Raw genomic sequence first — 13,761 nt, 5'->3', positions numbered from 1 at the left:
GCGCATCGTGTCGTCAAACGAAAAAAGTATCGAACGCGAATGCGTGGGTGTCGTGCGGGTTGCCCGTCGGGAACGCTTACGCGCGGCCCGGCTCGATGAACTGCACGATGCGGTTGAAATCCTCGTCATCGCCAACCGTCGCGGCACTGGCCGCCCACAGACGGCCGACTTCTGCCGAGAGCGGGCCCGTGGCGAGCGTGCCGGTCTGCTCGGCGAGCGCCATGGCCAGACGCACGTCCTTGCGCATGAGCTTCATCGTGAAACCCGAGTCGAAGGCGTCGTTCAGAATCCACGTCGGGTAGTTGGTCTGCGTCACACCACTGCGCCCCGAGCCCGCGTTCAGGCCCTCCAGCACTTGTTCCGGTGCAACGCCGGCCGCTTTCGCCAGACGCATCGCCTCGCCAGCCACGACCAGATGCGCGGCACACATCAGGTTATTGATGAGCTTGGTAACATGCCCCGCGCCCACGTCGCCGATGTGCACACGCTTGGCCGACATGGCGGCAAGTACCGGCTCGACACGGGCGATGTCGTCGGCCGAGCCGCCCAGTACCATGGTGAGCGCGCCGTTCAATGCGCCCTTCGGGCCGCCGGAGACCGGCGCGTCGACCAGGGCAATGCCTTTCTGGCGCAGCGTGGCCGCCAGCGCACGCGTGCTTTGCGGATCGGCCGTCGACGTGTCCACGACGATCAGCCCCTCGCGACCGTTCGCGGCAATGCCGTCGGCGCCATTCACCACGGCTTCGACAACTTGCGATGTCGGCAGCGACAGCACCAGGACGTCGGCTTCGCGAGCGAGTTCGGCGACCGAAGCGCGCAGGCCGATGCCGGCCTCGGCCAGGGCACGACCGGCAGCCGGCGACGGATCGAAACCGAGCACAGTGAAGCCGCCGCGCTGCAACGACAGCGCCATGCCGCGTCCCATATTGCCCAGTCCGACCACTCCGATGATTTTCATGTTGACTCCAGATTGACTGCGAGGATGACGCCGCCCCCACGGGCGACGCCGCGTTGCTCCGCCGGCCGGGTCATCCGGCCGCCGCTTGGATATTTCAGGGGATCTCAGTGCGGGTGATTCACGAACTCCAGCACGACATTGCCTGCAAACTCGGGCTCTACCACCAGCCCATGTTCGTTATAGCCATAGGGCACGCCGTGCTCTCGCCACAGCGCCTCGATGTGCGCCAGATCCGGCGCCAGCAGCGTGATCGCCACGGCGTGCGTGCGCACGGCCTGCGCCATCGGCAAACCGACCGCCGCATAACGGGCTTCGGCACGCTGCGGCGACAGTGCGCGCAAATGGCCGCAACCGGTATCGGCCACGGCGCCGCCGTCATACAGATCGACATGCCGCGCCCCATACATCTGCTGCCATCGTGTGGCGAGCGTGCGCAGGGAAACGGTATCCGGCGTTACATAAGTCACACCGATGATGTTGCTCACCCCATTGGGATGGCGCTGCCAGTCGGGCACCCAGATCAGCTCGGGCCGGTGCTGCTGGCAAATGAAGTTCGATGCGTCGCCCAGCGAATCGTCGATAAACAGGCCCAGCGAGACGACAGCCTCGTCGTGCGCGCCATCCGGCTTGCGCATCGGCCGCCGGAAATCGAGAATGCCCTGCGCCTCGAGACCGGTCTGCACGAGGCGCGCATGGTCCGCGCGTATGTCCTTGCTGTGCAGGGCAATCAGCGAGACGCCTTCCTCGCGCGCCAGAAAACGGCCGAGATAGCGTCCGAAGCAAAAATCACCAACGGCGTTTGTGCCGAACTTGCCGGCGTTCTCCACGCCGATCAGTTCGATGAAGTTGTCCTCGAACATCATGAGCGACGTGACCGTGCCCCAAGGGTGATACGACACCGGCGACGGGGAAAAGCCCATGCGCGTGTAATGCGACAGCCGCCGCGGATGGTCGTGCACGGTAACCAGTGGATGATCGATGCCAAATCGCGTGTTGCGCGGAGGAATCATCTGGTGTCTCCGTAATAGCCCTGTGCTGCTTGGTGCTGCCGGGTGCTGCCGGGTGCTGGTTAGTACGGCCCGAGGCGTTATCCCTTGTGTCTCGGCCACCGACTGCGAAACTGGCGCGGAATCGGACCGCCTCCACCAGGCCTCGCCTGGGTTCGTTGCCTGACGAAGGGGCCGATCCGCATGTTTTGCAGTGTGAATTGAAAAAAAACGACGCTCAATGACAACGCTTGAAGATTTTTGTTCTAAAAATTAGTCTTTAGGGTATGACACCTGCCATCACCGAAAGCCGCCTGCCCTATCTGTTCGAAGCCGTGCAGTGCGGCACCGTGCGCGCCGCCGCCGACAGACTCGACATCGCGCCCTCCGCCGTCAGCCGCCAGATCGCCTTGCTGGAGGCCGAACTGGCGCTGCCGCTCATCGAACGCCACAAACGTGGCGTGCACCTCACGCAAGCTGGCCGTTTGCTCATGGAGTACTACCGGGAGCAACGCGCGCACCAGGAGGACCTGCTGGCCAAGCTCCAGGAAGTGCGAGGGCTGCGGCGCGGTCACATCCGGCTTGCGGTCGGCGAGGGATTTGTGAGCGATCTGATGGGCGCGCCGCTCCAGTACTTCTGCAAGCGCTACCCTGATATCACGCTGACGCTCGATCTGGCGGGCACCAACGAGGTCATGCGGCTCGTTGCCGAGGACGACGCGGACATCGGACTTGTCTACAACCCGCCGGCCGAACCCAAGATCGTGTCGCGTGCACAGATGCGTCAGCCAGTGCACGCTATCGTGGCCCCCGACTCCTCGCTCATGGATCGGCTGGACAAAACGGGATCGCTCCAGCTCGACGCACTCTACAACGTGCCGCTCGCGCTCATGCACGGCGCTTACGGCACGCGTCAACTGATGGCGCTGGCCGAGCAGTCGGAAAAGCATCGGCTTACGCCGACGGTCACCACCAACTCGATTTCCGTGCTCAAGCATTTCGTACGCGCGGGACTGGGCGCGACATTTCTGCCCACGTTCGCGGTCTCGCAAGAGATCGAGGCCGGTGTGCTGTGTGCGCTGCCGGTCGATCACCCCATTCTCAAGGGCGCCGAAGCGCATCTCGTCACCCGCGCCGGGCGGCGGCTTTCCGGTGCCGCCAACCGGTTGCTGACCCACCTCGCGAGCAAGATGGAAGCCTTCGGTGCGCCGGACTGAAACGACCGACTGAAGGCTTTGGCCCGAATTTGTCTCGTCGATCAAGGCATTTCGGTTGCGGCCAAGCAACAATCGGCGTACTAAGCCTTTACCCGATGTTGCATCCCCGGGAAATCGGATATAAAAGAAGCCATCCGGGCGAAGCGCGCCCGTTGTGTCGCACTTCAAGCTATGTGACACCACGATCGCCCTTGCCCAGCCAACTCCGGTCTCGCAATCGCGCACGAAGCTGTCTGCGCTTGCGCCGCGCTGTTGCAGACCTACGCCAGTGGACTGCCATGACGACGATCTCTGACGACCAGAGCGTGACGGCATCACTTGCAACCGCCCGCGTCTCCTCACGCGGCGCCCGTTGCCCAGGCGCTCCCGCTTGCCTATTTCTCGTCACTCGTAACGAAATTTCAGACTTTCCCGCCGCGCTTTCGCTTCGCGTCCACTCGGGCGCCGCGAGACGACGACGGACATAACCACGCAAGGATGGTGCGGGGCAAAACGCAACCTGGGGAGCAGACCATGAAAAAGAAACTCATTGCCGCCAGCCTGCTATGCAGCATCGGCACGTTTGCGCACGCGCAATCGAGTGTGCAGCTTTACGGCCGCGTCGATGGCGGCTTTCAGTTCATGAACAACCTGCAGGACGGTAACGGCGGCACCACATCGCGCTGGAGCGCGCAAGGCGGCGACTACGGCACCAGCCTGTTCGGCCTGCGCGGCTATGAAGATCTTGGACAGGGATTGCACGCCGTATTCAATCTGGAAGGCGGGTTCCAGTTGATGAACGGCTACAACAACAACGGCTCGGGATCGATCTTCGACCGGCGCGCGCTGGTGGGCTTCAACTCCCGCTCCTGGGGGCAACTGACCCTTGGCCGAAACCTGTTCATCAGCAACGGGGTATGGGACTTCGATCCGTTCCAGCAGCAGGCTTTCTCCTCGGCGTCGCTGGTGCGCGGACGTAACTGGCCGCAAGCGAGCAATACCGTCAACTATCAGAGCCCGAACTGGTATGGCTTCGATGTCGCAGGCCAGTACGCGTTCTCGAACATTGCCGGTCAGTTCAACAGCGGCCGGGGCATGGGTGCCCAGTTGACATACACCCATGATCGGTTCCAGTTGCGCGCCTTGTACGACGAAATTCGCGACACCAACGGGCGCTTCACCGATGTGTTCGCCACGTCGCGCGAGTACTTCGCCGGGGCAAACGTATTCCTGAATCGCTTCACGATTTCGCTGGGCTACACGCACATGTCCGCGCCGGACGCCCCGGCGCCCGACTTCGCGACACGCGCCGATCATTACTGGGCCGGCGTGAAGTATCAGGCGACACAGGCGTGGGCCGCGAATGCGGCGGTGTATCACGTGAACGTGCCGGGCGGCTTCGGCCACGCCACGATGTTCGAACTGGGCACGACATATAACCTCTCGAAGCGCACCTTCCTGTACGGCACGGTCGCCTACGTGAAGAACAGCGCGAATCAGAGTTTCTCGGTCGCGGCGATTCCGAGCGACTCGCTCGACAATCCGCCCGCAGGGAAGAGCCAGACCGGCGCCTATATCGGGGTCTCGCATTCGTTCTGATCGCGCGATGTCAGTGTGAATCCGCAAGACGAAAAAAGCCGTCCAGCGTAATGCCGGACGGCTTTTTCTTTACTGCGACTACGGGAACTACTGCCGTTACTACTTCTGCGATTACTGCCGTTACTGCCATTATTGCTACTGCACCTACCTCGCGAATTTGGTGCCGGGCATACCGGCACCTCTCACACCTGGATTACCAGACGTACTTGAGCGAACCGGCCACACCGGCTTGCGTTTGACCTTGGCGCACGCTACCGTTCACGCCGCCACGAAGCGAGAGCTTCTTGCCGAGTTTCACGTCGACACTGGCTTCCGCGCTGACGATGTCACTGCCAAACTTGTTACCCGTGACAGTAAGTTTGCCTGCGTTTGCCGCGTTGGCGAGGGCAACGTCCATCGACGGTGCGCCGTGCGCCAACTCACGTTCGTAAGAAATACGCAGCGACGGCGTGATGCTGTGCGACTCGTCGCCAAACGCTTTCCACAGGCGCGCACCCATGCCCACACGCGCCGAGTTGAAGTTGCTGCCGTCGACCTTGAGACCAGCGGTGCCGGTTTCGGTGAAGCCCTTGACCGAGGTGTTCGCGACCTTGAGCGTGATGCTCGGATCGATATTCACGGCGCGCGTGACGATATGCTTGCCGAACTGGACAAAGCCACCCACGGTCGTGGCGCTCGTCTTGCCGCTCAGGCCGTAGATTTCGCCGCCAAGTTTCGCCGCACGCTGGCTCTTGATACTGTGCGCGCTGTACGACACGCCACCGTTGGCGAACCAGCCATCGACTTCATGGGCGCCATACAGGCCAACGCTATACGTGCTCACCTTCGACGAGGCGTTCTGGCTGCTCTCGCCGTTCGCATTGACGCTTGCATCGCTGTACCCCACGGCGACACCCACCCGTGTGTTGTTCTTTTTGGCATCAACGCCTGCCACCACGCCGGCACCGCTCATTGAGAAGCCGGGAACGCCATCGCGCCCCATGCCGGTCGTCTGACCGCCCATGGCCTGTGCCCAGGTGGAAATACCGGCCCCCATCGCGCCGATGTCTGTCGGCTGCATGAACGCATCGTCGCCCGAGAGACGGTCCTGCATGCCCTTGCGGAACAGTTCCGCATTTTGCTGAGCAGCGTTGGCCATCTGGGTCAGCACGACACCCGATGCCATGGCTTGTTCGACAGAGAATGCGGGTTGTGCCACCGCTTCCACTTCCGCCGGCGGCACGACGTCAGGTTCGTCGGTGACAGAGTCTTTACCGTCGCCTTCCGGGGTGCCTTCGTCGGTACCTTTGCCGTCACCTTCGTTGCTCTCGTCACCCTTCGACACGTCGAGGTCGGCATCGATCTTTTCAATGACTTCGGCCAGGGTTTCACGAGTTGTCGCCTTTTCGTCATCCGGCGCGTGGTCGCTCGTCTCGACGATCGTGGCGATATCTTCTGCACCCTCCTTGATCTCACGGGAACGGTCATCAAGCCATTTCCGCCAGTCGTCGTTCGAGGCGTCGGCAAATGTGACGGTGGTGATTTCCTTCGCGGCCGGGTAAATCACGGTGTTCGGCACTTCGCTGGCCTTGGCCATTGCGGGCGCGGGCATGTCGAGCTTCGACGCGATCTCGTCCATCGCCTCCTTGGCGACCATCGGCTCGACCATTTGCTTGGCCTTGAGCAACGCCAGAGCGCGCTTGGCTTTGGCCGTGTCGTGATCAATCTTCTTAAGGAACTCCGGCTTGTTGAGTTCCTTTTCCATCTTGTCGTTATTCCTCTTACCCTCAGCGATAGCGCGGTCGATACGCGAGAAGAAGTCGTCGACCGAAAGACCTGATGCATCGGCAAACGAAATTTCCTTCTCGATGTTCGAGGTCTGCTGATTGGCCAAACCCGACTTCAATTCGCTCGCGATGTTCTTCCACACCGTGCGTGCGGCATCAGCCTTCTCTAGCGCCAGATAGGCGTGAACTGCCTGAGTCGCCTCGCGTGCCTTCGTGGCTTTGCCGAGGTTCGCGCGAGCCTTGGCGAGGCGCTGCTCGGCCTGACCCAGTCCGCGCTGGAACATATTGGTTTCAGCCTTCAGTACCGCGTCGCTCGCGTTCATCAGCGCCTGCTTTTGCTTGCCCTCAACCGTGAGCATCATCGCCAGTTCGGCCTTCATGTCTGCAGCACTCGTCAGCACATGACGTGCAGGGTCAACCGACGGCATCACCTGCTTGGTAGCCGCACCGGCGATACGCTTCCAGTTCTTTTCCGCAGCGCTCGTTTCGGAGACCATTTCCGTTGCCGCATTGGCACTGACCATACCGCCGCCCGTCAGTGCAACGGCGGCCGCACCGGCGATGGCCGTGCGGCGAACACGCGCCGCCAGCGTGGCAGTGTCGAGTGTGGCGTGTATGTCCTTGTTGGCCACAATTTGGTTGGCTTTCATGTCCTGTATTCCTCTTCAATTCGTGATCGGCGGATGTCGAATGAATCACGCAAATTGCGTTGCATTCGATGAGTGACACGAATCGTAGGACGTGATTAACGTATTAACGATTGTTAAGGCACGGCATTGGGAAATTGCTCGCTCGAAACACCTTTCCCGGGACATATCCCAAGAAAAACTTGGCGAAAACCTCCACATAAAGCGGAGCAAAACATAGAATCCAACCAATCAATCTCATTTTTTAGCTGCCACCCCCTACAAATCACCAATCACAGGAGTGACGCGGCGTAGTGTCATGCGGCCTCGGTTTTATGGACAGAATCATTCACATTGCCGCCCCTTATTGAAAATTGGATTGACGCTGGCGCTCAAATGCAAAAGCCCCCGTTACCAATAAGTAACGGGGGCTTCAACCCATATTCAACCCACGACGCACCGCTCATGACTGCGCGGTACGCCGCTCGGATCGGACCCCCTTGGGAAGAGATCCGGGCTTTCCCCTCACGAGGAAAGCCGTCCTGCCGACTTCCTTAGAAGCGATACTTCGCCGAGATACCACCCCCCAGCGCGTTCTCGCCCTTACGCACGCTCACGTTACCGCCCACGCGCACCTCCAGTTGCTTCTTGAGCTGCATATCCAGCCCCAAATCCGCCGTGAAGATGTCCTTGCCCAGCTTCGGACCCTTCACCGTGAACTTGTTCGATGCGCCATAGATCGCGCTCGTCAGGCTGCTCTGCGTGTTGCTGAACTCCCGCTCGTACGTCAGACGCAGCGACGGGGCAACCTTGCCACCCGCAACGCTCGCCACTTCGCTCCACAGACGCACGCCCAACACCCCTCGCGTTGAGGTCTGCGACTGCGAACCCACCTTCAGGCCATCGTTGCCCGAGCCGTCTCGGTTCGCCTCGTCGAACGCGTTCAAACGCGTCGACGCCACACGCACCCCCACCGACGGATCGATGTTCATGCCCGACACCTCAAAGCGCTTACCCACTTCACCGAACATGCCGAACGTCTGACCGCTCGTCTTGCCCGTCAGCCGCGCCGACGCGTTACGTGCGCTCACCGTGCGATCCGTCTTCACGCTGTGATTCGTGTACGACGCGCCGCCGTTGACGAACCAGTTCGTATCCGTCAGATGCGAACCGTAAAGACCCACGCTCACGCTGTTGACCTTCGACTCGCCCGCCAGACCCTTGGCTTTCGACTCTTGATTGCCAAAGCCCACCGAGGCGCCCACCAGCGTGTTCCGATTCACTCGCTTGTCCACACCGATCGCACCGTCCAGACCCTTCACGTCGAACGACATGCCGTCACCGCGCTGGCTCGTCTTGCCGCCGTTGAACGACGCCCAACCGGCAATACCGTTATCCGCCGCCAGTGCGCCGTTCGTGGTCTTGTCGTCGAACATCGCCCCACCCGCGATCATGCGCGTTTGCATGCCGCGCTGGAACGTCGTGGCTGCCGCCTGCGCCGCCACCGCGTTATTCACCAGCGACTCCCCCGAGAGCATGCGTGCCGACTTACGTTGCTCGTCCGAGCCCGCCGTTTGTAGCGCCATGGCCGAGAGCACCTTGCCGCCAATCTTGCCCGAGCTCAGGTCGCCCACCGTCACGCCATCCACCGAGGCCAGCACCGCTTGCTCGTTGGCCGTGTAGCCACCGTCGGCCGCCACGAACTTAACGATGTTCTTTTCCGTGATCTTTGTGTCGATCACCGGCTTCGGGTCTTCCGTAATCGGCTTGCTATCGACGGAGATGCTACCCACGGTGACTTTCCCGCCAGTCACCTGTGCATCGCCTTCCGCTTGCACGACTTCGAAATTGCCCACGATATCCTGAATTTCAATATCGTTCGCAGCGCTGACTAACAGCTCCGTTTTTTCGAAATTGCCTTCCTTCGAAACACGGATATTGCCACCGCGCAGTTCTCCATCGACCTTCTCAATGCGAGACTTGATCTTCGCGCCTGTTTCAGACGCGTACGTGCCCACCTCGAGCTTGTTCATGCCCAGATTCAACGTACCGGCATTCGTCAACTCGGTCACGCCCGTTACGTCCTGATTCAGCGCGACCGTACCTTCTGCCGCGATGCTCACCGTGCCGGCACCCAACGCATTGACGTGAGCAGCCGTGAGCATGCCCGCCTCAACGGCGATCATCGACACGTCGCTCTGGCCCGCGGTGAGTGTCAAATTACCAGTGCCAACCTTGGTCAATCTCACGCCTTCGTATTCAGCCAGCTCCTGTGCATCATCGCCATTCGCGAGTTGAGCGCGCATTTTCATGCTGGCATCCAAAGGTACTTCTTGACTATTGAGAATGCGTCCCTCGAACACGTCATCCTGATTCAAGGAGCCAAGCGTGGCGTGGGTGTCTTCGGCGAGCAGATCGCCGCGACCAGACAGTGAACCGATTGTGATTTCTCCGTCGAGATGCCTACGCCCTTCGGGTCCTTCGATATTTGAAACATCAAACACGCCCCCACTCATACGAATGCGTGCGTTATCCGCCGTGGTGTTGCCCTTTGCAATCACCGTTCCTCGATTCTCGAGTTGCAGTGATTCCAACGCCGTATCGCTAAACATCACGACAGCACCTTGTGCATTCAAGATCGTTGCCTTGCCAGCGCTTGAGTTCACAATCTCCAGAACGTTCGCGTTATCGATACTCAGATTCTCCAGATTGGTGTCGTGGATCGTCACGTGGCCGTCGCCGTCGTTCGAGATGCGAGCGTTTCCGCCAGCAGCCCCAAAAAACTCGGTAGTGCCCAGATTCGTCAAGTGCATTTTCTCGAGCTGCGTATCGCTCGCAGTGAACTCACCCTCGGCGCCATTAATTACGCTACTGGTACCCATCGTCGAGCTGTCAACTACGAGCCTGCCAGCGTTCTGGATCGACGCACTGCCGGCGTGTGCGTCGTCGAAATGCACCGTTCCATCATTCACCATGATGGTGCTGGCGCCGGCACTGGAGCCCTCCTCGAATCGCAGTTGAGCGCCCGTGGCGATTGCGATCGCAGCATTTTGAGCGCTTGTGCCTGCAAGAAACCGAATCACCCCCGGCTCTTCATCGATTTTCCCGCCCGTCCCGAAAGCGCCAGCGACGACTTCCTCCGCGCTCGCACCGCTTCCGGCGATCAGAACTACGTGCCGTGCAGCAGGATCGATCCCTTTGCCCCCCTTTTCAAAATTGAGCGATCCGCTGTTCCCAACGGCCACGGCCAGTTCGCCGGCGCCTTCAAGCCCCTGATTAACGTTCAGATACCCTTCAATAACGCCCACCAGGTGAGTCACATCTTTCGCCACTCGAATCGTGCCTACGTCGCGTTCGTGACCATTCGCCCCATCGATCGCATCCGATACGGCACCTGAGCGCTTCGTGATATCGAGTACGGTTTCCTTGCCGATCTGGCTCGCCCCGTCGGGGTAGCCCTCGTCGAAATGCGCGTTAAATAGATTGTTGTTACCCCACGTCAGTGCGGCAGCGCTGCCGTTTTGCGAAGACGCCACCAACTCCTTGGTATTGGCCATAAGCTTGAAAGTCGCTTCGTCCGCATTATTGAGTGCATCGAAACGTGCATTCAGCGCAGTCTTCTTCGCGCCGACACTCAGCGCCTCATCGGCGCTCTTAAGAGCTTCGGCATTATTTTTCAGGAACACATCGAACTGCCCGCGCGCTCTTTCAAACTCGTCCGAACCGGCGTCCATGACCTTCTGGATTTCCCGTTTGACATTTTCCATATCCGCCACCCGCAAATCGAGCAACCACCCTTCAATTTCCCGACCTCCCCCTTTCAAATCGGCAATTAATTTATCAGCCACCTCAGACAAATTCGCCATTTCTTTCTTGTAATCAATTTCACTGGCAATATCTTTAGTTTTCGAGTAAATATTCAAACGAACCGTTTTCAACGAACTCTGACTATTAGCCTTTTCAAGCTTCTCCTGATACTCATCCGTCAGCCTTTGCAGTCGGTCGCTCATTCTCTTCGCGACATTACTTTTTTCCTCGCTCCACGCCGCCGCCTCACTCTCAATGACGTTCTCCGCTTGCGCAGGCATGCTCATCGCCGCGAGCATCGTCGCGACCGCCAGACAGATCTTGGATTGACGAAGCGTTTGCGACGTCTGAAATTTGCTTTTCATTCGATAACCTCAATAGAATTCTTCACGACGGCAAATCACCTAATCGCGACAACAACAGCGGTGCCTCACCGCGAAGTGGCGAATTCTAAATAGATGTCATCGAAAATAATTAGATCTGATGGCTTTTTGGTAAATACCCCAAAAAACCCGGACATCTAAAATTGCGAATAATCCTATTATTTTTAATTAAATTTCAGATGAAACATCCCAAATCAACCACTCAATCAACACCAACATCCCAAAATAAACGCGCAATTAGGTACGCACGCAACGTTGCAGAGCCGCAATGAAGTGATTTCCCATTGGCGTTTTTGGCGCTGCGAGGCGTCACATTTTCGTCATCGCGCAGGCGTGTCACCTCAAACCGCGCGGGCATAAAAAAACCCGTCGCGCCCTTTCGGGCACGACGGGTTTTCCGTCATTCATTGCGTCGGAGGTGGCCTCACGGCCTCCATTGACGCTCACACGCGCTGTTGTCGCCTCCCCCTAGCGATTCAACCCACCGGCTTACGCTTAGGCTTGATATCGGTGCTGTCGATCTCCTCGAGCACATCGCGGAACTCGGCGATATCTTCGAAGCTTCGATACACCGACGCAAAGCGAATATAGGCGATCTTGTCCAACCGCTTCAACTCGCGCATCACAAGCTCGCCAATACGCTGGCTCATCACTTCACGCTCCGCACCGGCCAGCAGCTTGTACTCGATGCGCGCAATTGCAGCATCCATCGCTTCGGCGCTCACCGGGCGCTTGCGAATCGCCAGTTGCATACTGGCGCGCACTTTCGCGCGGTCGTACTCGGCGCGGCTGCCATCTTTCTTGACGACCGCCGGCATCGCCAGCTCGACGCGTTCGTAGGTGGTGAAACGCTTGTCGCACGACGGGCATTTCCGGCGCCGCCGGATGGCAGCGCCGTCTTCCGCTTCACGCGAGTCGATGACCTGCGTGTCGTCGTGCCGGCAGAACGGGCAGCGCATGTGTGCGGGGCTCTCGGCTTAGCCGTAGACCGGGAAACGCTTGGTCAACTCAGCCACTTGTGCACGCACACGGGCCAGGTTTTCAGCGTCTTCCGGGTTGTCGAGCACGTCGGCGATCAAGTTACCGACGAGTTCCGCTTCGGCTTCCTTGAAACCGCGCGTGGTCATGGCCGGCGAGCCCAGGCGCACACCGCTCGTCACGAACGGCTTCTCCGGGTCGTTCGGAATCGCGTTCTTGTTGACGGTGATATGCGCCTCGCCCAGCGCGGCTTCCGCTGCCTTGCCAGTGATGTTCTTGGCACGCAAGTCGACCAGCATGACGTGCGATTCGGTGCGGCCCGACACGATACGCAGGCCGCGCTTGACCAGCGTTTCGGCCATCACGCGAGCGTTCTTTGCAACTTGTTCCTGATAGGCCTTGAATTCCGGCGAGGCAGCTTCCTTGAACGCGACAGCCTTACCGGCAATCACGTGCATGAGCGGACCACCCTGAATGCCCGGGAAGATCGCCGAGTTGATCGGCTTCTCGAACTCGGCCTTCATCAGGATCACGCCACCGCGCGGGCCGCGCAGGCTCTTGTGCGTGGTCGTGGTCACGAAGTCGGCGTGGGGCACCGGGTTCGGGTACACGCCAGCGGCGATCAGACCGGCGTAGTGCGCCATGTCGACCATGAAGTACGCACCAACCGACTTGGCGATCTTCGACATGCGCTCGAAGTCGATCTTCAGGGCGAAGGCCGATGCGCCCGCCACGATCATCTTCGGCTTGTGTTGCTGCGCGAGCTTCTCGGCAGCGTCGTAATCGATGTCTTCTTGCTCGTTCAGGCCGTAGCTCACCACGTTGAACCACTTGCCCGACATGTTGACCGGCGAACCGTGCGTGAGGTGACCGCCGTGCGCGAGGCTCATGCCCATGATCGTGTCGCCCGGCTTGAGCATGGCGAAATACACACCCTGGTTGGCCTGCGAGCCCGAGTTCGGCTGCACGTTCGCGGCTTCCGCACCGAACAGCGCCTTCACACGATCGATGGCCAGTTGCTCAACGATATCGACGTACTCGCAACCACCGTAATAGCGCTTGCCCGGATACCCTTCCGCATACTTGTTGGTCAGTTGCGAGCCCTGCGCTTCCATCACGGCCGGGCTGGTGTAATTTTCCGAAGCAATCAGCTCGATGTGATCTTCCTGACGCTGATTTTCTTTCTGAATCGCGGCCCAGACGTCGGGATCGACGGCGGCAACGGTAGATTTCGATTTGTCGAACATGGCGGTTCCGTTGAATTGAACAGGTTTTCCGGGAGGGGATGCTGCGGCGCGCCTTCCTTTGTGCTTCGGAAGACGATAGACAGGGCAGCACCAACCATCACGGCTGCCCAGGCGAACGGCAAATAAGACCCCGGCGCTTCCCGGTGGGTTGATCCACCTCGGGCGCACAAGGCTGTGCACCCTAATCGCCAGTCACGCGGGGTTTGTGGCGTCGA

8 protein-coding genes and 1 riboswitch are annotated in these 13,761 nt (G+C 59.8%); of the genes, 2 read left to right on the top strand and 6 right to left on the bottom strand.

Annotated elements, in window-relative coordinates; all coding sequences use genetic code 11:
• Window positions 1-76: 76 nt before the first annotated feature.
• Complete coding sequence (locus tag AT395_RS08185) at window positions 77-958, bottom strand: NAD(P)-dependent oxidoreductase (RefSeq protein WP_042112209.1); 882 nt, start codon at window positions 956-958, stop codon at window positions 77-79.
• Between the two features lie 104 nt (window positions 959-1,062).
• The gene (locus tag AT395_RS08180; protein ID WP_048627598.1) at window positions 1,063-1,968 is read right to left on the bottom strand and encodes a VOC family protein; all 906 of its coding nucleotides are present in this window, start codon (window positions 1,966-1,968) and stop codon (window positions 1,063-1,065) included.
• Window positions 1,969-2,231: 263 nt separating this feature from the next.
• Between AT395_RS08180 and AT395_RS08175 the strand changes: the two genes are divergently transcribed.
• Together AT395_RS08175 and AT395_RS08170 are read left to right on the top strand one after the other, a co-directional pair.
• A complete protein-coding gene (locus AT395_RS08175; RefSeq protein WP_042112211.1) occupies window positions 2,232-3,161 on the top strand; it encodes a LysR family transcriptional regulator in 930 nt (309 codons plus the stop codon).
• Window positions 3,162-3,674: 513 nt separating this feature from the next.
• Window positions 3,675-4,739 (top strand): porin, encoded by a 1,065-nt coding sequence (locus tag AT395_RS08170; RefSeq protein ID WP_042117088.1) that lies wholly within the window; start codon window positions 3,675-3,677, stop codon window positions 4,737-4,739.
• 193 nt (window positions 4,740-4,932) lie between these two features.
• On the opposite strand, the gene AT395_RS08165 is transcribed toward AT395_RS08170, so the two are convergent.
• The 4 genes from AT395_RS08165 to glyA form a co-directional block, all read right to left on the bottom strand.
• Window positions 4,933-7,155 (bottom strand): autotransporter domain-containing protein, encoded by a 2,223-nt coding sequence (locus tag AT395_RS08165; RefSeq protein WP_048627599.1) that lies wholly within the window; start codon window positions 7,153-7,155, stop codon window positions 4,933-4,935.
• 530 nt (window positions 7,156-7,685) lie between these two features.
• On the bottom strand, window positions 7,686-10,898 hold the full coding sequence (locus AT395_RS08160; protein WP_167370720.1) for an autotransporter family protein: 3,213 nt from the start codon (window positions 10,896-10,898) through the stop codon (window positions 7,686-7,688).
• 899 nt (window positions 10,899-11,797) lie between these two features.
• The gene (gene nrdR, locus AT395_RS08155) at window positions 11,798-12,280 is read right to left on the bottom strand and encodes a transcriptional regulator NrdR (protein ID WP_010808637.1); all 483 of its coding nucleotides are present in this window, start codon (window positions 12,278-12,280) and stop codon (window positions 11,798-11,800) included.
• A gap of 18 nt (window positions 12,281-12,298) precedes the next feature.
• Window positions 12,299-13,546, bottom strand: a complete 1,248-nt coding sequence (gene glyA, locus AT395_RS08150) for a serine hydroxymethyltransferase (RefSeq protein WP_042112214.1) — start codon at window positions 13,544-13,546, stop codon at window positions 12,299-12,301.
• A gap of 98 nt (window positions 13,547-13,644) precedes the next feature.
• A riboswitch (ZMP/ZTP riboswitch) is annotated at window positions 13,645-13,752 on the bottom strand.
• Window positions 13,753-13,761 lie beyond the last annotated feature (9 nt).

The sequence above is a fragment of the Pandoraea apista genome, assembly GCF_001465595.2.
GTDB classification, from domain to species: Bacteria; Pseudomonadota; Gammaproteobacteria; order Burkholderiales; family Burkholderiaceae; genus Pandoraea; species Pandoraea apista.
This window is presented reverse-complemented; position numbering and strand designations above follow the sequence as displayed.

Coding starts and splice junctions, on each gene's coding strand:
- glyA (WP_042112214.1), bottom strand. CDS start 13,546: ATGTTCGACAAATCGAAATCTACCGTTGCCGCCGTCGATCCCGACGTC.
- AT395_RS08185 (WP_042112209.1), bottom strand. CDS start 958: ATGAAAATCATCGGAGTGGTCGGACTGGGCAATATGGGACGCGGCATG.
- AT395_RS08180 (WP_048627598.1), bottom strand. CDS start 1,968: ATGATTCCTCCGCGCAACACGCGATTTGGCATCGATCATCCACTGGTT.
- AT395_RS08175 (WP_042112211.1), top strand. CDS start 2,232: ATGACACCTGCCATCACCGAAAGCCGCCTGCCCTATCTGTTCGAAGCC.
- AT395_RS08170 (WP_042117088.1), top strand. CDS start 3,675: ATGAAAAAGAAACTCATTGCCGCCAGCCTGCTATGCAGCATCGGCACG.
- AT395_RS08160 (WP_167370720.1), bottom strand. CDS start 10,898: ATGGAAAATGTCAAACGGGAAATCCAGAAGGTCATGGACGCCGGTTCG.
- AT395_RS08165 (WP_048627599.1), bottom strand. CDS start 7,155: ATGAAAGCCAACCAAATTGTGGCCAACAAGGACATACACGCCACACTC.
- nrdR (WP_010808637.1), bottom strand. CDS start 12,280: ATGCGCTGCCCGTTCTGCCGGCACGACGACACGCAGGTCATCGACTCG.